This window comes from Kocuria sp. BT304 (assembly GCF_003290245.1).
In the GTDB taxonomy this organism is placed as follows: Bacteria; Actinomycetota; Actinomycetes; order Actinomycetales; family Micrococcaceae; genus Kocuria; species Kocuria rhizophila_A.
In genome coordinates this window covers 688,891-708,565 of sequence record NZ_CP030039.1, presented here as the reverse complement: position 1 = coordinate 708,565, position 19,675 = coordinate 688,891, and the positions used below count along the sequence as shown (strand labels likewise).

14 protein-coding genes are annotated in these 19,675 nt (G+C 72.0%); 9 read left to right on the top strand and 5 right to left on the bottom strand.

The annotated features are described in order from the left end of the window. Positions 1-207: 207 nt before the first annotated feature. From DNL27_RS03215 to DNL27_RS03200, 4 genes are read left to right on the top strand one after another with little or no spacing between them, the layout of a single operon-like run. The gene (locus DNL27_RS03215) at positions 208-1,416 is read left to right on the top strand and encodes a TAXI family TRAP transporter solute-binding subunit (RefSeq protein ID WP_112234690.1); all 1,209 of its coding nucleotides are present in this window, start codon (positions 208-210) and stop codon (positions 1,414-1,416) included. After that, positions 1,413-3,662 carry a TRAP transporter permease gene (locus tag DNL27_RS03210; RefSeq protein WP_112234689.1) on the top strand — a complete coding sequence of 750 codons (2,250 nt, stop codon included), beginning with the start codon at positions 1,413-1,415 and terminating at the stop codon, positions 3,660-3,662. The genes DNL27_RS03215 and DNL27_RS03210 overlap by 4 nt, the downstream gene beginning before the upstream one ends. Beyond that, on the top strand, positions 3,659-4,489 hold the full coding sequence (locus DNL27_RS03205) for an enoyl-CoA hydratase/isomerase family protein (RefSeq protein WP_112234688.1): 831 nt from the start codon (positions 3,659-3,661) through the stop codon (positions 4,487-4,489). The genes DNL27_RS03210 and DNL27_RS03205 overlap by 4 nt, the downstream gene beginning before the upstream one ends. Continuing rightward, a complete protein-coding gene (locus DNL27_RS03200) occupies positions 4,486-5,361 on the top strand; it encodes a 3-hydroxyacyl-CoA dehydrogenase family protein (protein ID WP_112234687.1) in 876 nt (291 codons plus the stop codon). Before DNL27_RS03205 ends, DNL27_RS03200 begins: the two co-directional genes overlap by 4 nt. A gap of 18 nt (positions 5,362-5,379) precedes the next feature. On the opposite strand, the gene DNL27_RS03195 is transcribed toward DNL27_RS03200, so the two are convergent. Further along, entirely contained in the window at positions 5,380-6,303 is a 924-nt protein-coding gene (locus DNL27_RS03195; RefSeq protein WP_012397581.1) for a LysR family transcriptional regulator, read from the bottom strand. Between the two features lie 122 nt (positions 6,304-6,425). On the opposite strand from DNL27_RS03195, the gene DNL27_RS03190 reads away from it, so the two are divergent. From DNL27_RS03190 to DNL27_RS03180, 3 genes are all read left to right on the top strand, one after another. Continuing rightward, positions 6,426-7,604 carry a CaiB/BaiF CoA-transferase family protein gene (locus DNL27_RS03190; protein ID WP_112234686.1) on the top strand — a complete coding sequence of 393 codons (1,179 nt, stop codon included), beginning with the start codon at positions 6,426-6,428 and terminating at the stop codon, positions 7,602-7,604. After that, a complete protein-coding gene (locus DNL27_RS03185; RefSeq protein WP_112234685.1) occupies positions 7,601-8,803 on the top strand; it encodes an acyl-CoA dehydrogenase family protein in 1,203 nt (400 codons plus the stop codon). The genes DNL27_RS03190 and DNL27_RS03185 overlap by 4 nt, the downstream gene beginning before the upstream one ends. Positions 8,804-8,918: 115 nt before the next feature. After that, a complete protein-coding gene (locus DNL27_RS03180) occupies positions 8,919-10,157 on the top strand; it encodes a phosphatase PAP2 family protein (protein WP_239494432.1) in 1,239 nt (412 codons plus the stop codon). Here DNL27_RS03180 and DNL27_RS03175 read toward each other — a convergent pair. Continuing rightward, the gene (locus DNL27_RS03175) at positions 10,066-10,965 is read right to left on the bottom strand and encodes an MBL fold metallo-hydrolase (RefSeq protein WP_204360324.1); all 900 of its coding nucleotides are present in this window, start codon (positions 10,963-10,965) and stop codon (positions 10,066-10,068) included. The genes DNL27_RS03180 and DNL27_RS03175 overlap by 92 nt on opposite strands. Positions 10,966-11,152: 187 nt before the next feature. Here DNL27_RS03175 and gluQRS point away from each other — a divergent pair, with 187 nt between their 5' ends. Both gluQRS and putP read left to right on the top strand, forming a co-directional pair. Beyond that, positions 11,153-12,085: a tRNA glutamyl-Q(34) synthetase GluQRS gene (gene gluQRS / locus DNL27_RS03170; protein ID WP_112234683.1), complete on the top strand. Its 933-nt coding sequence runs from the start codon at positions 11,153-11,155 to the stop codon at positions 12,083-12,085. Between the two features lie 286 nt (positions 12,086-12,371). Next, on the top strand, positions 12,372-13,910 hold the full coding sequence (gene putP, locus DNL27_RS03165) for a sodium/proline symporter PutP (protein ID WP_012397575.1): 1,539 nt from the start codon (positions 12,372-12,374) through the stop codon (positions 13,908-13,910). A gap of 103 nt (positions 13,911-14,013) precedes the next feature. On the opposite strand, the gene DNL27_RS03160 is transcribed toward putP, so the two are convergent. The 3 genes from DNL27_RS03160 to hrpB form a co-directional block, all read right to left on the bottom strand. After that, the gene (locus tag DNL27_RS03160; protein WP_112234682.1) at positions 14,014-14,982 is read right to left on the bottom strand and encodes an L-lactate dehydrogenase; all 969 of its coding nucleotides are present in this window, start codon (positions 14,980-14,982) and stop codon (positions 14,014-14,016) included. Positions 14,983-15,439: 457 nt separating this feature from the next. Beyond that, positions 15,440-16,375 carry a CoA ester lyase gene (locus DNL27_RS03155; RefSeq protein ID WP_041297291.1) on the bottom strand — a complete coding sequence of 312 codons (936 nt, stop codon included), beginning with the start codon at positions 16,373-16,375 and terminating at the stop codon, positions 15,440-15,442. Between the two features lie 502 nt (positions 16,376-16,877). Next, on the bottom strand, positions 16,878-19,652 hold the full coding sequence (gene hrpB, locus DNL27_RS03150; protein WP_112234681.1) for an ATP-dependent helicase HrpB: 2,775 nt from the start codon (positions 19,650-19,652) through the stop codon (positions 16,878-16,880). Between the last annotated feature and the right edge of the window lie 23 nt (positions 19,653-19,675).

Below are 19,675 nucleotides of genomic sequence, written 5' to 3'. Positions count from 1 at the left end.
GTGGCAGCGGCGCTCACCTGTGGTGCAACCCGACCCGGCATTGCCCGCCCCAACCACCACTGATACCCGTTCCGCATGAAACTCAAGAGTAAGTGTTCTGGGTCACCCATCCATTGTATGAATGGGAGTCTCCGGTTGTCCGCCCCTCCGCGAGCGCGAGAGGGGCCGGACCCGGTCGATCCGTCGGACCCGTTCAGTGGAGGCCCCATGCCCCGTACACTCAACCGCCGCGCGCTCCTGGCCGCAGCGGCGTCGTTACCCGTGCTGGCCGGTGTGGCCGGGTGCTCAGGCGGCTCGAAGGCCGCCGGGGGCTCCCCGCAGCTCGTGTGGTCCACGTACGGAGTGGGCACGGGCACGTACAACGACCTCGCCGCGGTGGCCAACACGCTGACCCAGAAGACGGGACGGCAGATCCGGCTGATGACCTCGGACACCGGCATCGGGCGCCTGGCGCCGCTGATCAACGGGACCGCGCAGTACTCGCGCACCGGGGACGAGTACTACTACGCGTTCGAGGGCAACGACGAGTACTGCTCCGAGCAGTGGGGCCCGCAGGCGCTGCGCCTGGTGTGGACTCCCCCGGGCAACTACGGGGTGCTGGTGCGCAAGGACAGCGGCATCGAGACCGTGGCGGACCTCAAGGGGAAGAAGTTCCCCAAGCTGATCGCGAGCACGTCCATCAACCGCAAGATGGAGGCGATCCTCAACTTCGGCGGCCTCACCGGCAAGGACGTCCAGATGGTGGACGTCACCTACAGCGGCCAGATCGAGGCGCTGAAGACCGGGCAGATCGACACCCTGTACCAGAACGTGGTGGGCGCCAACGTCTCCGAGCTCGCGTCCCAGTACCCCATCCGCTGGCTGAACCTGGGCGGCGGCACACCCTCCCAGTACGCCACGTGGAAGGAGCTGGCCCCCATGGTCAAGCCCGGCGAGTTCTCCAAGGGCGCGGGTCTGGCCAAGGGCGAGACGGCGGTGAACATGCAGTACACCATCCCGGTGGTCGCCCGCGCGGACCGCCCCGCGGAGGAGGTGGCCGCGCTGGTCGCGGACATGGACCGCTACTACCCGGACTACAAGGACACCACCCCGGACGCCCACCGCTTCGGCACGGACCAGATCCAACTCACGCCCCTGGTGATCCCGTTCCACGACGCCATGGTGGAGTTCCTCACCAGCAAGGGCCGCTGGAGCAGGGACTTGCAGACCCGTCAGGACGCCCTGCTGGAGCGCGAGCGCCGCATGCACGAGGCCTGGCCCGCGTTCTGGCAGGACCACAAGGACCGCGAGGACCCCAAGTCCGCGCGCAAGGAGTGGGTGGACTGGAAGAAGGCCAACCTCCCCGAGCTCCCGGACACCCCCGGCACCCTGCCCGGCGCCTCGTCCACCACCGCACCCTCCGGAGGCCACGCATGAGCACCCCGTACCAGACCGGCGACGCCGCCGGCCCCGCCAGTGCCTCGGCTCCCGCTGGCACCGCTGGCCCCATCACCACCCCCGGGCCGGCCATCGACCCCCGCACCGGCGCTGAGATCACCGCCACGCACCCGCACGGGGGCGACGACGCCGCCCAGCCCACCATGCCCTCGGACGTCTCCCTGCACGACGCGAGCCCCCGACTGACGCCGTTCTGGCGCAGCCTGGTGATCGTGCTGACCGTGGTGGGCGTGCTGCTGACCATGAACCAGGTGTTCTTCTGGAACGTGGGCGGGGTGACCATCCCCACCAACTCGTTCCTGTACCTGCTGATCGCCGTGTTCGTGCCGATCGTGTTCATCGTGACCCCCATCCGCAAGCACGCCCCCGGGTCCGCGGCTCGGCAGCGGCGGGGCGTGCCGTGGTACGACGTGCTCCTGGTGCTGGCCGTGGTGGTCACCAGCGTGTACTTCGCGGTCCACGGCATCGAGATCCAGGAATACGGCTGGCAGTACATGGCCCCCACCCTGGCCACCGTGCTCAGCTTCATCTTCTGGGCCCTGATCCTGGAGACCCTGCGCCGGGCCGCCGGGTGGGTGGTGCTGGTGATCGCGTTCCTCTTCTCGGTGTACCCGTTGATCGCCGGGGTGATCCCGCTGTCCTTCCTGCAGGGCATCTCCTACGACCTCCCCACCCTCGCCACCGTGCACACCATGGGAGTGGACAGCGTCCTGGGCCTGCCCCTGCAGACCGCGGGCACCATCCTGGTGGGCTTCCTGCTCTTCGGCGTGGTGCTGCAGCACACCGGCGGGGCGGACTTCTTCCACGAGCTGTCCATGGCTCTGTTCGGCCGCTACCGCGGCGGCTCCGCCAAGGTGGCCGTGGCCAGCTCCGCGGCCATGGGCATGATGAGCGGCTCGGCGGTGTCCAACGTGCTGACCACCGGGCCCATGACCATTCCGGCCATGAAGCGCTCCGGGTTCAGCGCGCGGGTGGCCGGCGCCGTGGAGGCCACCGCGTCCTCCGGCGGTTCCATCACCCCGCCCATCATGGGCACCGCGGCGTTCCTGATGGTCTCCTTCGTGGGCGTCCCCTACACCACGATCCTCGTGGCCGCGACGATCCCCGCGATCCTGTACTACCTGGGCATCTTCCTTCAGATCGACGGCTACGCCGCCCAGCGCGGGCTGCGGGGCACCCCGAAGGACCTGCTGCCCCGGGCCCGTCACGCCCTGCTCCAGGGCTGGCCCTACCTGGGCGCGCTGGCCGTGCTGACCGTGCTGCTGTTCACCACGGACTCCGAGGCCCAGGTCCCCTACTGGGTGGTGGCCATCCTCCTGCTCATCGCCCTGGTCAAGCCCGGTGTCACGTTCGGACCGCGGCAGTGGGTGGACATGGGCGTGGACGTGGGCAAGACGCTCGCGCAGATCGTGGGCATCATCGCCGGCGTGGGCCTGATCCTGGGCGGTCTGACCGCCACGGGTGTGGCGCTGTCCCTGTCCCGCGACCTGGTGGCCCTGGTGGGCGACAACGTGGTGCTGATCCTGATCGCCGGGGCCGTGGTGTGCTTCATCCTGGGCATGGGCCTGACCATCTCCGCCGCGTACGTGTTCCTGGCCATCGTGATGGTCCCGGCCGTCACGGCACTGGGCGTGGACCCGATCGCCGCCCACCTGTTCGTCATCTACTGGGCCTCGGTCTCCTACATCACCCCGCCCGTGGGGCTCGCGGCCTTCGCGGCGGCGGGCATCTCCAAGGCCTCCCCCATGGCCACGTGCTTCTCCGCCATGAGGCTCGGCGCGGTGAAGTACGTGGTGCCGTTCGGCTTCGCGCTCAACCCCGCGCTGGTGGCCCAGGGGGAGCCGGTGCACATCGTGCTGGCCTTCCTCTCCAGCCTCGTGGCGGTCTACGCGATCGCCGCGGCCATGGGCGGCTGGCTCACGTTCGTGGAACGCCAGCTGCCCCTGTACCTGCGGGTGGTTCTCGCGGTGGGCGGATTCATGATGTTCTTGCCTGGGGCCCTGGTCACGCTCATCGGTCTGGCGCTGGTGGTCGCGGCCGCGGTGCTCGCGCGCCTGAGCCGGCCGCGCGCCGTCGTCGACCCCGAGACCGGGCAGATCACCCGGGTGCCGGAGGGAGCCGAGGTTCCCGACGCCGCCCGCGGCACGCACGGCGCGCACGGCACCGGTGGTGCCCCCGCGGGTGCGCACGCCCCGCACGAGAACACGAAGGAGAACGCATCATGAGCGCAGAGAACACCGACGTCCTGACCGTGGATGTCACGGACGGGATCGCCCTGGTCACCGTGAACCGGCCGGAGGTGCGCAACGCGATCAACGCGACCGTGCTGCGGGCCATCACCGAGACCCTCGCGGAGCTGGCCGAGAACGATGACGTGCAGGTGCTGGTCTTCACCGGCGCCGGGGACAAGGCGTTCGTGGCGGGCGCGGACATCAACGAGCTCGCCGTGCGCACCCCCAAGGACGGGCTGAAGGCCACCATGCAGGGCGTGTACGAGAAGGTGGAGCAGTTCCCCAAGCCCACCATCGCGGCCGTGAACGGCTACGCGTTCGGCGGCGGGCACGAGCTCGCCCTGGCGTGCGACATCCGTGTGGCCTCCACCAACGCGCAGTTCGCGCTGCCCGAGACCGGGCTGGGCATCATGCCCGCCGCGGGCGGCACGCAGCGCCTGGCCAAGCTCGTGGGCCTGGGCCGGGCCACCGAGATCGTGCTCACCGGGCGCCGCGTGAAGGCGGACGAGGCCCTGGACATGGGGCTCGTGACGCAGGTGGTGGAGCCGGGCGAGCTGCTGGCCACCGCCCGCGAGGCGGCGCAGGCCATCATGGCCAAGGGGCCGCTGGCCATCCAGCTCGCCAAGACCGTGATCCGCCACGGCTTCGACGTGGACCACCAGACCGGGATCCTGCTGGAGCGCCTGGCCCAGTCCGTGCTCTACAGCAGCGCCGAGAAGGCCGAGGGAACCACCGCGTTCCTGGAGAAGCGGACCCCCGATTTCCACAGCGCAGCACAGAAGGACGCGCCGCAGAACGCACAGAAGGACGTGAGCAAGTGAGCGAGAACCCCCTGAAGGACATCCAGCACATCACCGTGATCGGCGCCGGGGCCATGGGCTCCCAGATCGCTATGGTGTGCGCCCTGGCCGGGTACGACACGGACGTGGTGGACATCAAGCAGGAGGCCGTGGACAAGGCCTCCGAGCAGCTGCACTCCCGCATGGACCGGGACGTCAGCAAGGGCCGGCGCACCCAGGAGGACGTCGATGCCGCGTTCGAGCGCCTGACGTTCTCCACGGACCGGGACGTGTGCGCCGCGCAGGCGGACTTCGTGATCGAGGCCGCGGTGGAGGACCTCACCATCAAGCGCCAGGTCTTCGCGGAACTGGACGCCGTGTGCCCCGAGCACACCATCCTGGCCACGAACTCCTCGAACATCGTCTCCTCGCGCGTGGCGGACGCCACGAACCGCCCGGAGAAGGTGTGCAACGTGCACTTCTTCAACCCCGCGCTGGTGATGAAGTGCGTGGAGGTGGTCCCCCATGAGGGCACCTCGCGCGAGACCGTGGAGACCGCCATGGAGCTGGCCCGCTCGATCGGCAAGGCCCCCGTGGAGCTCAAGAAGGAGGTCCCGGGCTTCGTGGCCAACCGCCTGCTGGGTGCGCTGCGCTCCGAGGCGCTGAAGCTCTACGAAGACGGTGTGGCGGACTACAAGGACATCGACGTGGCCGCCAAGACCGCCCTGAACCACCCCATGGGTCCGTTCGAGCTCATGGACATGGTGGGCATCGACGTGGTCTACCTGATCCGGCTGGCCGAGTACGAGCAGACCGGCGACCCCGCGTCCCTGCCGGCGGAGTCCGTCAAGGAGAAGTACGAGGCCGGTGACTACGGCCGCAAGACCGGCCACGGGTGGTACGACTACGAGTAGGACCCGCTAGCTGTACAGCTAGCTCCCGGGGACCTCTGCAGCCTGGCCGCGGGGGTCCCCGTAGAGGTTCTGGGCCAGGCGCACCACAGCGCGCAGCGCGGGGTTGGAGTCCGCCGCCCGCCACACGAGCTGCACGTCCAGGGGGCGCTGCGGCTGGGCGAGGGGCCGGAACACCACGCCGTCCGAGGACACGTTGTCCCGCACGGTGTCCAGGCTCAGGGCGCAGCCGATCTGGGCGGCCACGAGCACCACCAGCGTCCACGAGTCCGGTGCCACCTGGGCCACCCGCGGCACGAAGCCCGCGGCGGTGGCCAGGGAGGTCAGCCGGTTCTGCAGCGCGGCCCCCGGACCCGCGGGCAGGATCACCCAGGACTCCTCGGCCAGCTGGGACATCTCCACCCGGGGCGCCTCCGCGAGCGGGTGGTTGCTGGGCAGCACCACCATGACCTCCTCGTGCCCGATCACGGACGAGCGCAGCTCCGAGGGGATGAAGTCCCACCGCCCGATGGCCACGTCCAGGGAGCCGTCCAGCACCTTCTGCATGGCGGTGTGGGAGAACTGCGAGCCGTGCAGCTCCAGGTGCACCCCGGGGCGGTGGGTGCGCACGTGGCGGGCCAGCTCCCCCACCTTCCGGTTGATGGACGCCCCCGCGAACCCGAGGCGCACCCGCCCGGTCTCCCCGGTCATGGACTTGGCCACCGCGGTGCGGGCCTGCTCCGAGGCCGCCACCAGCTCCCGTGCAGGCTCCACGAGGGCCGCACCGGCCGGGGTGAGCGAGACCTGCCGGGTGCTGCGCTCGAACAGCTGCGCGCCCAGGGACTTCTCGATGCTCTTGATCAGCCGGCTCAGGGGTGGCTGCGCGATCCGCAGGGTGGCGGCGGCCCGCCCGAAGTGCAGCTCCTCCGCAACCGCCAGGAAAGCCTTGGCCTCGTGGACTTCCATGGGCGGAGCCTACGTGATTGTTGCCACATCCGCATCAGTCCCCCGCTCTTTTTGCATTGGACAGAACCCAATGGCGGTGGTTGTGTGGGATGCAACACAGTCCCCGTCACAGTGGAGCGTTCATGTCCCTCACCCAGGATCCTGCGACCCCCGGGCCGCTCAGCGGAGTGGTCGTCGCGGACTTCTCCCGCGTGCTCGCGGGCCCCTACTGCACCATGCTGCTCGCGGACATGGGCGCCACCGTGGTCAAGGTGGAGGGCCCCGCCGGGGACGACACCCGCGGGTACAAGCCGCCCAGCCGGGACGGGGTGGGCACCTACTACCTCTCCGTGAACCGCAACAAGCACTCCATCGTGCTGGACCTGCGCGATCCGGCGGACCTGGAGACCGCGTACGAGATCATCGACGCCGCGGACGTGTTCGTCGAGAACTTCAAGCCCGGCGGGCTGGCCCGCTATGGGCTGGACCCCGAGGCCGTGGCCGAGCGGTGGCCCGGGCTCATCCACACGAGCATCACCGGATTCGGCACGGACCGCGGCGCGCACCTGCCCGGCTACGACCTGCTGGTCCAGGGTGTCTCGGGCTTCATGTCCGTGACCGGCTCCGCGGACGGCCCGCCCCAGCGTGCGGGCGTGGCGATGTTCGACGTCCTCACCGGCCTGCACGCCGCCGTGGCCATTCTGGGCGCCCTGCACGAGCGGGACGCCTCCGGGAAGGGCCAGCACATCCACCTGGACCTGCTCTCCTCGGCGCTGTCCTCCCTGGTCAACCAGACCACGGGCTACGCCGCGTGCGGCAACGACCCCCAGCGCATGGGCAACGACCACCCCAGCCTGTTCCCCTACGGCCCCTTCCCCACCGCGGACAAGGACCTCATCATCACGGTGGGCAACAACCCCCAGTTCCGGCGCTTCGTCACGGTCCTCGGGCTGCCCGAGCTCGCCGAGGATCCTCGCTTCGACACCGTGGAGAACCGCAACCACCACCGGGACGAGCTGCGCCCGCTGCTCAACGAGGCGCTGTCCTCGGACACCGCCGAGGTGTGGGCGTCCCGGCTGCAGGCGGAGGGCCTGCCGTGCGCCCCCATCCTCACCATCCCGGAGGGCGTGGAGTACGCGGCCTCCCTGGGCCTGGAGCCCGTGGTCGAGGTGGGCGAGGGCGAGGAGGCCGTGCCCCTGATCAAGAACCCCGTGACCTTCAGCCGCACCCCGGTGCGCTACGACAAGGCCCCGCCCGCCCTCGGCGCGGACGGCACCGAGGTCATGGACTGGCTCCGCACCCACCGAAAGGACATCCCATGAGCGAACTGCTCGAGAACCCCGACTTCTTCCTGCTGGACCAGCAGCTCTCCGCCGAGGAGACCGCCCTGCGTGACCGCGTGCGGGCCTACGGCCAGGAGCACGTGCTGCCCGCGATCAACGCGTTCTGGGAGCGCGGCGAGCACCCCCTGCCCGTGTTCAAGGGCCTCGCGGAGCTGGGGATCGTGGGCACGTTCATCGAGGGCTACGGCTGCCCCGGGCTCTCCCGGCAGGCCGCCGGGCTGGTGGCCCGGGAGATGGGCCGGATCGACGGCTCCGTGAACACGTTCTTCGGGGTGCACTCCAACCTGTGCATGGGCAGCATCTACATGCTGGGCAACGAGGAGCAGCGCCAACGGTGGCTGCCCACCATGGCGACGATCGAGAAGACCGGGGCGTTCGCGCTCACCGAGCCCACCCACGGCTCGGACTCGGTGTCCCTGGAGACCTCCGCGCGCCGGGACGGGGACCACTGGGTGCTCAACGGGCACAAGCGCTGGATCGGCAACGGCCACGCCGCGGACGTGATCGTGCTCTACGCCCGGGACGAGGCGGACGGGCAGGTCAAGTGCTTCGTGGTGGAGAAGCAGGAGGACGGCGAGTACCCGCAGGGCTACCGCCCCACCGTGATCGACGGCAAGATCGGCAAGCGCGCCATCAACCAGGCGGACATCGTGATCGAGGGCCTGCGGATCCCCGAGGAGAACCGGCTGGAGAACTGCCACAGCTTCAAGGACGTCAACAAGGTGCTCAAGGCCACCCGCGGCGGTGCCTCGTGGGAGGCCGTGGGCCACGGCATGGCGGCGTTCGAGATCGCCGCGAACTACGCCCTGGAGCGCGAGCAGTTCGGCATGCCGATCGCCAACTACCAGCTGGTGCAGGAGCGCCTGGCCACCATGCTCTCGGACCTGACCTCCATGCAGCTGCTGTGCACCCGCATGGCGCAGCTGCAGGAGAGCGACCAGCTCACGGACGCCATGGCCTCCCTGGTGAAGATGACCACGTCCCGCAAGGCCCTGGACATGTGCCGCACCGCCCGGGACATGCTGGGCGGCAACGGGCTGCTGCTGGAGAACCACATCGGCCGCCACCTCACGGACATGGAGGTGGTCTCCACGTACGAGGGCACGGACTCCGTGCAGGCGCTCATCGTGGGCCGGGCGATCACCGGCGTCTCCGCGTTCACGCGCACCCGCCGCTGAGCCGCCGCGGGGGCGGCTCACAGCCAGTACCGGGCGGAGCATGCCACCATGGAGGGCCGGGTCCACGCCGTCCGAGAGGACCCGTCCGTTCTCTCCCCGATGAGGTCCGCCGTCCGTGTCCTACAGCCAGCACCCCCCAGGTCCCGATCCCTACCGCGGTGACCAGTACCCCGCTCCCGGGTACGGCGCACCGGGCCACCCCGGCTCCGGTTACCCGAGTCCCGGCCAGCCCGGGGTCGGCTACCCGACTGCGGGCCAGCCCGGCCCCGCCGCCCCGTCGTCCCGCCCCGTGGGCGCGCGCACCGTGATCGGGGCGCTCGTGTGGCTGGCCGTGCTGTGGGGACTCGTGCTGCTGATCGCCCACGGCGGGCTGGGCACCATGACCGGTCAGGCGCTGGACGAGGCCGCGCTGCAGCAGGCCAAGGCGGACCGCAACACGTTCTTCCCGGGACCGGTGCTGGTGGCCGCGCAGCTGCTGCCGGAGGTCGTGGCGGTGGCCGCGGGTCTGCTGGCGCTCGTGTGGGCCGTGCGGCACCGGCGGTGGATCGCCGCGCCGTGCGCGCTGGCCGCCGTGGTGGCGGCGAACCTCACCACCCAGGTGCTCAAGCACGGGGTCTTCGACAAGCCGGACCTGGGCGTGCAGCAGATCGCGTCCAACTCCTTGCCCTCCGGGCACACCACCGCCGCGGCTTCGCTGCTCATGGCCGCGCTGCTGGTGGCGCCCGCGCACCGTCGCGCCCGCGCCGGGCGGTGGGGTGCGTTCACCGCGGCACTCGTGGGCATGACCACCGTGCTCAACGGCTGGCACCGCCCCACGGACGCGGTGGCCGCGCTGCTCATCGTGGGCGGCTGGGGTGTCGTGGCCGCGCTCGTCGCCCAGCTTCTCGACGCCGCCCTCGCCCGCACCCGCGCCGGAACCTCCCCGGCCCGGGCCTACCAGCGGCTGCGCGAGGACCGTTCCCGCCGCCGCCAGGAACGCGCGTGGAGCACGGACCGCGGCGACAGCGCCTGGGTGCCACCCGCCCACGAGCGGGACGCGCTGCAGCGCGAGCGGGCGGCGTCGTCCTCCGTGCGCCAGAACGCTCCCCGGAACGCGGGGTGGGGCGGGGTCGAGCCGTGGCAGGTGGTGCCGTACGGTCCCGGTGCGCCGGTGCGGCCCCGGCTGGGGACGGCCATCACCCTGACCGTGCTCACCGCGGTGCTGCTGGCGGTGGCCGTGTGGTGGCCCTATCCCACCCTGGCGGGCACGTTCGCCGGGCGGATCACGCTGACGGCGGGGTATCTGGGGATTGCGTCCGCGGCCGCGCTGGGGTGGTCGGTGGTGTCGCGTCGGCTGCGTCCTGTGAGGCGATGAGCGCCCAGCGGTCCAGGAACACGCGCGCCACCCCGGCCTGGTAGGGCAGGCGGTACATGGCCGCGGTGGACGGGCCCTCCTCGGAGCGGTGGACGTCCCGGGCGCGCTGGATGGCGAGCTCCATGGTGTCCGCCTGCTGCGTCACGAAGTTCACGGACACCGGGGTGCCGTGGCCCGGCACGAACGCCGTGTAGCGCTCCAGCGTGGCCAGCGCCCGCAGGGACTCCACCCAGCGCTGCGGGAAGGCGTCCTCGAAGTTCGGGTCCGCGCCCTCCTCGATGAGGTCCCCGCAGAAGACGACGTCGTCCACGCCCACGCAGACGTCGTTGTCCGTGTGGCCGGGGCCCAGAAAGAACAGGGTCACGGGACGCTCGCCCAGGTCGATGCGCGTGAGCGAGGGGCGCAGCCCCGTGCCCGGAAGCGTGTTGGTGGGCAGCACCAGGCGGGTGTCGATGCCCTCGCCCGCGCCCATCTCCGGCTCCTGCGTGCTCACGAAGCTGCGCTGGTACTCCCCCACCTCGGCCATGGCGCTCGCGCACGCCTTGTGGGCCCAGAACTCCGTGGCCCCGGCACGGGCGAACACGGCGTTGCCCATGTAGTGGTCGTAGTGCGCATGGGTGTTCGCCACGGTCAGCGGCAGGTCCGTGACCTCCCGGACGGCCGCGAGGATCTCCCGGCCCTGACGCGGCCCGGCACCCGTGTCCACCACCAGGGCGCGCTGAGTGCCCAGCACCAGACCGGAGTTGAGTCTCCAGTTCTCGGTGCCGATCACGTAGACGCCGGGGCGCAGCTCCTGGGTGCGTGCCATGACCTTCATTCTATCCGTAACGCACTACCGGTCCCGCATCCGCTGGAGGCCCGCGGACCCCGGGGACCGGGCCGCAGGGGCGTGGTGCGGGCCTGTGCACGGGGCCGGTGGAGGCCTGCGCACCGGGCCGGTGGGGGCCGCGGTTCCCCCTGCCGGCCCGCTGGCCGCCGGTGCTACTGTCTCTCGCGTGACTGCCCGCCACCCCGAGACCGCCCCTGCCCCCGCGGGCCGCTTCGCGCCGTCGCCGTCCGGGGACCTGCACCTGGGCAACCTGCGCACCGCCCTGGCCGCGTGGGGTTTCGCGCGCGCCACCGGCCGCCGTTTCCTGCTGCGCGTGGAGGACCTGGACCGGGTGAAGCGGGGCGCCGCCGAGCGCAACGTCGAGGACCTGCGGTCCATCGGCCTGGACTGGGACGGGCCCGTGGACGTCCAGTCCGAGCGCATCCCCGTGTTCCTGGACCGGGTGCGCGCCCTCACGGAGGCGGGCCTCACCTACGAGTGCTTCTGCACGCGCAAGGAGATCCACGCGGCGGCTTCCGCACCCCACGGCATTCCGGGCGCCTACCCGGGCACGTGCCGGGAGCTGACCGACACCCAGCGGGAACGACGCCGCACGGAGCGTCCTCCCGCCGTGCGGCTCCGCGCCGGGGTGCGTGAGTTCACCGTGCACGACAGCTTTGCGGGCGAGTTCACGGGTGCCGTGGACGACATGGTGCTGGTGCGCAACGACGGCACGCCCGCCTACAACCTGGCGGTGGTGGTGGACGACGCCGAGCAGGGCGTGGACCAGGTGGTGCGCGGGGACGACCTGCTGCCCTCCGCTCCCCGCCAGGCGTACCTGGCGGAGCTCATGGGCTACGAGGTCCCGGAGTACGCGCACGTGCCCCTGGTGCTCGGGCCCTCCGGGGACCGGCTGGCCAAGCGGGACGGCGCCGTGACCCTGCGGGAGCTGCAGGAACTGGGGTGCACGGCGCAGGACGTGGTGGGGTGGCTGGCCCGCTCCCTGGGGATCGCCCACCCGGTCCGCACCGCCGCGGACGTGCTGGAGCACTGGGATCCGCCGAGCTGGAACCGGGAGCCCACCACCTTCAAGCCCTGGCCGGACGCGCGCGACACCTGAGGGTCACGTGCCGCGGCGGGGCATGGCCGCCGCGCAGGGAAGCTTTCCCCTCACCCCGGCCCAGCTGCGCCCCCACCTCGACGCGGCAGCAGCACGGCGGTGACGGCGCCCGGCGAGGCGCGATTCCCGCGAGCGGGGGGCCGAGACACCTGCGGTCTGCGGCCCCGCCCTGGCGAGCGGTGGCAACCGTATCATGGTGACGCAGCTCACTTCATGAATTCCGGTGGATGTTCACACCCCTATACAGTGGGCGCAGTCCAACGATCCCGTACCGGAAGGCACGCGTATGTCCGATCAGGCGTACCAACTCATGGCGATCCTGGCGTACTTCATCGCCATGATCTGCATCGGCCTGTGGGCCAACAGCAAGACCAAGAACCTCGACGACTACATGCTGGGCGGGCGCAACCTCAAGCCCGGTGTGGCGGCACTGTCCGCCGGGGCGTCGGACATGTCCGGGTGGCTGCTCATGGGCCTGCCCGGTGCGGTGTACCTCTCCGGGCTGGTGGAGGCGTGGCTGGCCATCGGCCTGACCGCCGGTGCGTGGGTCAACTGGAAGATCGTGGCGCCGCGGCTGCGCGCGTACACGGAGGTCTCCCACAACTCCATCACCATCCCCTCCTTCCTGGACAACCGGCTCAAGGGCAACACCCGGATCCTGCGCGTGATCTCCGGCGTGATCATCCTGGTGTTCTTCACGTTCTACGTGTCCTCCGGCATGGTGGCCGGCGGCGTGTTCTTCCAGTCCTCGTTCGGCACCAGCTACCTCACGGGCATGCTGCTGGTGGCCGGGGTGACCGTGCTCTACACGTTCTTCGGCGGCTTCCTGGGGGCGTCCTACACGGACCTGTTCCAGGGTCTGCTGATGCTCGCCGCGCTGCTGCTGGTGCCCATCGTGGGCATCTTCCTGGTGGGCGGGCCCGGTGAGATGGTCAACCGGATCGAGAACGTGAACCCCAACGCGCTGTCCCTGTTCGCGGGCGGCACCGCGGTGGGCATCATCTCCTCGCTCGCGTGGGGCCTGGGCTACTTCGGCCAGCCGCACATCATCGTGCGCTTCATGGCGCTGCGCACCCCCGCGGACGCCAAGTCCGGGCGCCGGATCGGCATCGGCTGGATGGTCCTCACGGTGCTGGGCGCCATCGGCACCGCCCTGGTGGGCATGGCCTACTACGGCAACCGCCCGGGCCAGGAGCCCACGGACCCGGAGGCCATCTTCCTGGACATGTCCCAGGTGCTGTTCCACCCGCTGATCGCGGGCCTCGTGCTCGCCGCGGTGCTGGCGGCCGTGATGTCCACGATCTCCTCGCAGCTGATCGTCTCCTCCTCCGCCCTGGTGGAGGACCTCTACAACCTGGCCGCCAAGCGCACCCCGTCCCCCAAGGCGCAGGTGTGGCTGGGCCGCGGCGGCGTGCTGCTCGTGGCCGTGGTGGCCGCCGGGCTCGCGTGGGAGCAGAACTCCACCATCCTGGATCTCGTGGGCTTCGCGTGGGCCGGGTTCGGTGCCGCCTTCGGCCCCGTGGTGCTGATGAGCCTGTTCTGGCGCAAGCTCACCAACGCGGGCGCCATCAGCGCCATGGTGGTGGGTGCGCTGGTGGTCTTCACGTGGCAGTACACCCCGTGGAGCGATCTCTACGAGATCATCCCGGGCTTCATCCTGGGTGGCCTGGTGGGCATCGTGGTCTCGCTGCTCACGCACCGTGAGAACCCCGAGATCGACCGCGAGTTCGACGAGACCCTGCGCCTCGTCAACCACCCCGAGCAGGCCGATCCCGCGGCCGCCGCGCACGCCGCTGCCGGCGACGCTCCTGCCGGGACCGTCTGAGTTCCAGGCCTGCGCCTCGGCGCAGACGGACGACGCCCTCGCACCGCACGGTGCGAGGGCGTCGTTCATTCCCGTGGACCCCGTTGCCCCGGGGTGCGCGGGCTCAGAAGCCGAGGTCGCGCAGCGAGGCCCGCATGGTCTCCACGGACGCGCGCAGCTGCTGCTTCTCCGGCTCGCCCATGGGGATGCGCAGCTGCTGGCCCACACCGGTGCCACCCACCACGGACGGCACGGACAGGGCCACGCCGCTCACGCCGTAGTAGTCCTCGAGCACCGTGGACACGGACAGCACCGACTGCTGGTCCTTGAGCACGGCCTCCGCGATCCGCACGCCGGCCAGGCCGATCGCGTAGTTGGTGGCGCCCTTGCCCTCGATCACGCGGTACGCGGCGTTGACCACCTGGTCCTTGAGCTCGTCCAGGCGCTCGGGGGTGAAGGGCCGGTGCCCGTCCACCTCCCACTCGCTGAGCGGCACCTGGCCGATGCTCGCGGAGGACCACACGGGGAACTCGCTGTCCCCGTGCTCGCCGATGATGTAGGCGTGCACGCTGCTGGTGTTCACCTGCGCCTCGCTGCCGATCAGCCAGCGCAGCCGGGAGGTGTCCAGCACGGTGCCGGAGCTCATGATCCGCTGGTGGGGCAGCCCGGTGATCTGCTGGGCCACCACGGTGAGCACGTCGCACGGGTTGGTCACCAGCACGAAGACCGCCTGTGGCGCCTGCTCCACGAGTTGCGGCATCAGCGACTTGAGGATCGCGGTGTTGGCACCGGCCAGGTCCAGGCGGGTCTGCCCCGGCTTCTGCTTGGCGCCCGCGGTCACGAAGATGATGTCCGCGTCCTTGAGCACGGCGACGTCGTCCGAGCCCTCCACCCGGACACCCGGGGCGAACATCTGGCCGTGGGAGAGGTCCAGGGCCTCGGCCTCCACCTTGGCGGTCTGCAGGTCGTAGAGGGCGATGTCCGTGGACGTGCCCCGGATCATCGCGGCGTAGGCCAGGGAGGTTCCCACGGAACCCGCTCCCACGATTCCGATCTTGGTGCGGCGGACGGTGGTTTCGATGGACGGGCTCACGGGGTCACTTCTCCATTCGACGCTGACGGCCCGGCCGCACCCGGCCACCTCGGCGGCGCGAACACGGTCCGGTTGGCGGAAACGCCTCCCAGTTCCGCGCCCGGCCGAGGCCGGATACAGATGGCACCGAAATGCATTCCCGCCACCATCTTCCGCCGTCGCCCCCGGCCAGGCAATGACGCGGCCCACTCCGCGGCGGCGTGTCTCCGTCGGGGCCCAACCACGGGCCGGGGGCCCTCCGTCACTCCCCTACCGCGGCCGTGCCCGACGGCGCGGGGATGCGCGGGTGCCCGACGCCCCGGGGGCGTGCTGGCACCGGACGGCGCGGGGACCTGCGGGTGCCGGACGGGGAGGGGACGGGCGCGCACGAGACGGCGCGGCGGCGTCGTCATCCGGGGATGACGACGCCGCCGCGCCGGGTTCTGCACGCGCGCCCGGTGCCGGGCGCCGCGCGGAATCAGCAGTGGTAGGTGTCCGTGGGGGCCTCGAAGTGCATGTCGTAGCCCTCCGGCAGGCGCATGCCGAACGCCGTGGCCAGGCCCAGCACCTTGCGGGCGCGGGCCAGGCGGGGCAGGTCGGAGCCGTTGCGGATCTGGCCGCCGTCCTCCTCGAACTCCTGCAGGAACTCGGTGGCCCACGAGAGCTCGCTGAGGGACGGGGACAGACCCTCGTTGACCGTGGCGGTCTGCTCGGGCATGAGGCACAGCTTGCCGGTCATGCCGAACTCGTCCGTGATGCCCGTGGCCTCGGCGAGCTTGGCGCCCAGCGCACCCACCGCCGGGCCGTCGATGGGACCCGGGAGGTTCGCGGCGCGGGACGCGATGGTGAACTGCGAGCGCGTGTACGCGAGCGCCATGGGGTTCTCGCCGAAGCCGGTGTCACGGCGGTAGTCGCCGATGCCGAACGCCAGGCGGTAGGTGGAGCGCGCGGTGGCGATGTCCTGCAGGTTCTGCACCCCGCGGGCGGTCTCCACGAGGGCCACGATCCGGGTGCCGCGCAGCATCTCGGCGGTGCGGGTCACGTGCTCGGGGGACTCGGTCATGGCCAGCATCACGCCGTCCAGGCCGGGGACGTCACGCAGGGCGCGGAGGTCGTCCTCCCACCACGCGGTGCCGAAGCCGTTGATGCGCACCCACGCGCGGTTGAGCTGACCGTCCTGGTTGCGGGAACCGAGCCACGCGATCACGTTCTCGCGGGCCTGGGCCTTGTCCGCGGGCGCCACGGAGTCCTCGACGTCCAGCACCACGGCGTCCGCGGCGCTCTGCGCGGCCTGGTCGAAGCGGGACGTGTGGGAGCCGTTGACGAGCAGCCACGAACGGGCCAGCTCCGGCCCCACGGCGGGGGTCTCGGTGGGATCAATGGTCATGGTGGTTTCAGCAGTGGTGGTGGTCATGAGAGTCACTTCGCGATCTGTGTCTGAGAACGGACACGCCCCCTCAGGCCTCGGTGTCCGGGCACGTGCGGGCGGTGAGCCGCGGCTGCGCGGGTGCTCTCCGGCCCTCCCGTGCGGCGTGACGGGTGAGGTGGGGTGGCGCGGGCCAGCCGATCACACGGACCGGCCTGAACGATGAGGGGCCGGTGCGGGTCGTCTGCCAGTCGTGCTGCCCGGTGCTTCCGCGCCGTGAGGTGAACGGTCGGACCCGGGGCGCACGTGGTGATGCACTCCGGGAATGGGCGAAACTTCACCGTAACGCAGCTCACAGTCGATCTCAAACGGGGTGTCCACGGCCGTCCCGGCTGCACCGCAACGCCTCCGCGGTCACGGGTCGGCGGCCTCCGCCCACCTGCACCGTTCCGTCCCGTCCCGCCCCGGACCGGCGCGACCGTCCAGACTCCACCGCCCCCGCCGCGTGCGCACACCGGGCCCGCGATGGCCCCCGCGCCTGAACCCCTGCTCAGCCCTCCCGCCGCAGGGCCCGCGAGGTCTTGGCGGTGGCCACCGCGTTCCACGGGTCCTCGGGCCAGGGGTGCTTGGGGTAGCGCCCGCGCATCTCCGCGCGCACCTGGGCGTAGGGCCCGGACCAGAACGAGGCGAGGTCCTCCGTGATGGCCAGCGTGGCCTTCCCGGGGGAGAGCAGGTGGAACTGCACGGGCACGCGGCCGTCCGCCACGCGCGGGGTCTCCGCCCAGCCGAAGCACTCCTGCAGCTTCACCGCGACCACCGGGGGCTGGGCGGGGTCATCCTCGTCGAAGACCTCCGGATAGGCGATCCGGGCGGTGTTCCCGCTGGGCACGTCCAGCCGCCGCGGGGCCAGCTCGTCCAGCCGGGCGGCGTCGGGCCACGGCAGCAGCCGGCGCAGGGCGTCCGCCACCCGCACCGAGCGCAGCGACCCGCCGCGGGCCACGTCCCGCAGCTCGGGGCCCAGCCACTCCTCGGATCGGGCGAGCAGGGCGGCGTCGTCCACCGCGGGCCACGGCTGCCCCAGGTGACGACGCAGCAGGGCGAGGCGCGCGCGCAGCCCCCGGGCGGCGTCGTCCCAGGGCAGCAGGTCCAGGCCCTCGGCGGCGAGCGCGGCGCGGATGGCGGGCACGGCGGTGTCCGGGTCCGCGCGGACGGGCGTGGCGGAGAGCTCGATCGCGCCCACCGCGCGCACCTCACGGGTGCTCACGCGCCCGTTCGAGAAGCTCGCGCGGGTCTCGGTGCGCGCGAGCGAACCCGCGACGAGCTGCGCGTGCTGCAGGTCAAGGGGTGCCGCCGCACGGATCACCGCGCCGGTACCCGCGGCGGCCCGTCCCGCGGCGCGCGTCAGTTCGGCGACGGCCAGCCACTCGTGGTGGCGCAGCGGGCTCCCGGCCTCAAGCCCAGCGCGCGTGCCGGAGGCGAGCAGCCACTGGTCCCCGTGGGCGTCCGCCCGCCGGGCCATCCACTCGGGCCGCGCCAGGCCCACGACGACGCCCTCCCGGACCTCGGCGGGCACGTCCGGTTCCGGACCGCGAGGCGGCGCATCCGTGTTCTCCCCGGACCCGTCCGCCGAGCCGCCGGCCGCGGGGTGCGCCGCCATCCGCTCCAGCCGCTGCACCTCGCGGCGCCACCGGGTGGACTCGCCACCGCGGGAGGAGCGCAGACCGCGCACCAGGGCAGGGATGTCCGCGGCGGGCACGCGGGCGCCGTCGGAGACTGAGGCGATGACCTCCGCCGCCGTTCTGGCGCCCACGAGGTCCGCACCGTCCAGCAGGGCGCGACCCCAGCGGGGTTCCACCGGCAGGGAGACCAGCAGGCGCCCGAGATCCGTGGCGCGGCCGTCCTCGGCCACAGCACCCAGCCGGACCAGCTCGGCGTCGGCGTCCGCGCGGGCCCGGGGCGGCAGCGGGTCCGGCAGGGCCATGCCCTCCCCACCCGGGGAGCCCCACACGGCGAGCGCGAGGCACGCGGCGGTGAGGTCCGCGGTGCGCACCTCGGGGACGGTGTGGGCGGGCATGGCGCCCCAGGCGGAGTCGTCGTAGCAGCGCACCACCGTGCCCGGGCCCTGGCGGGCGGCGCGGCCGGCGCGCTGCTCGGCCGACGCCTTGGACGCGGAGACCGTGACGAGCCCGGAGATCCCGCGCCCGGCGTCCCGGCGGGGCTGGCGGGCCAGCCCGGAGTCCACCACGAGGCGCACGCCGTTGACCGTGAGCGAGGACTCCGCGAGGGACGTGGTGACCACGATGCGCGGGCGCTCCCCCGGCCCGCGTCCCGCCACGGCGCGGTCCTGCTCGCGAGGGGGCAGCTGGCCGTGCAGCTCCATGACCTCGGCGTCGGTGAGACCGCGTAGCTCGGCCGCCACGTGGGAGACCTCCCGGGCACCGGGGAGGAACACGAGGGCGTCCACGGACGGGTCCTGTGCCAGGGCCCTGCGATGTGCGTCGGCCGCTGTGCGGGCCATGTGGGAAAGGAACGAGGGGGTGACGCCCCGTTCGTCGAGACGCTGCGGGCCCGGCGCCCACTGGACCGCGAGCGGGTGCAGGGCCGACGGGCAGTCCACCACGGGCGCGGGAGCCTCCCCTCCCAGCAGACCCGCGAACCGCTCCGCCTCCACCGTGGCGGACATCGCCACGAGCACGAGGTCCTCCCGCAGCTGCCGCAGCTCCGCGAGCATCCCCACGAGCAGGTCCGACTCCACGCCGCGCTCGTGCACCTCGTCCAGCACCACGGCCGCGGCCCCGGCCAGCTCCGGGTCCCGCAGCAGGCGGCGCAGCAGGATTCCGGGGGTCACGAACTCCACGCGCGTGGCCTTCGACGTCTTCCGCTCGCCCCGCACGCTCCAGCCGACGACGCCGCCCGGCTCCGTTCCCGTGAGCGCCGCCAGCCGGCGCGCGGCGGCCCGGGCGGCCACCCGGCGGGGCTGGACGATGACGACGCGGGCGGCGGTGGGATCGAGCGCGGGGGCGGCCGTGTCCGTGGAAATGCGCGATTGGCCCGGGGCTCCCGCCGTGGCGGAGGAGGCGTGCGCACCGCGGTCGTCGACGTCCGCTGGACCGGTGGGGTCTGCTGTCTCGGCAGGTGAGGCCGTGGACCCGCTCTCCGCGAGAACCAGGTTGGCCACGACGGGCGGGACCACCGTGGTCTTGCCCGTGCCCGGAGGGGCCTGGACCACGGCCACTCCCCCACGCAGGGCGCGCTCCAGCTCGGGAACGGACTCCGCGAACGGGAGCCCCGCGCCGATGCGGTCCAGGTCGAAGGGGGTGAGCATGGTGTCCAGTATCGCGGAGCGCC

Bases quoted from the DNA above. Each gene is read 5' to 3' on its own strand.
- DNL27_RS03215 (WP_112234690.1), top strand. From the start codon at position 208: ATGCCCCGTACACTCAACCGCCGCGCGCTCCTGGCCGCAGCGGCGTCG.
- DNL27_RS03210 (WP_112234689.1), top strand. From the start codon at position 1,413: ATGAGCACCCCGTACCAGACCGGCGACGCCGCCGGCCCCGCCAGTGCC.
- DNL27_RS03205 (WP_112234688.1), top strand. From the start codon at position 3,659: ATGAGCGCAGAGAACACCGACGTCCTGACCGTGGATGTCACGGACGGG.
- DNL27_RS03195 (WP_012397581.1), bottom strand. From the start codon at position 6,303: ATGGAAGTCCACGAGGCCAAGGCTTTCCTGGCGGTTGCGGAGGAGCTG.
- DNL27_RS03190 (WP_112234686.1), top strand. From the start codon at position 6,426: ATGTCCCTCACCCAGGATCCTGCGACCCCCGGGCCGCTCAGCGGAGTG.
- DNL27_RS03185 (WP_112234685.1), top strand. From the start codon at position 7,601: ATGAGCGAACTGCTCGAGAACCCCGACTTCTTCCTGCTGGACCAGCAG.
- DNL27_RS03175 (WP_204360324.1), bottom strand. From the start codon at position 10,965: ATGGCACGCACCCAGGAGCTGCGCCCCGGCGTCTACGTGATCGGCACC.
- putP (WP_012397575.1), top strand. From the start codon at position 12,372: ATGTCCGATCAGGCGTACCAACTCATGGCGATCCTGGCGTACTTCATC.
- DNL27_RS03155 (WP_041297291.1), bottom strand. From the start codon at position 16,375: ATGACCACCACCACTGCTGAAACCACCATGACCATTGATCCCACCGAG.
- hrpB (WP_112234681.1), bottom strand. From the start codon at position 19,652: ATGCTCACCCCCTTCGACCTGGACCGCATCGGCGCGGGGCTCCCGTTC.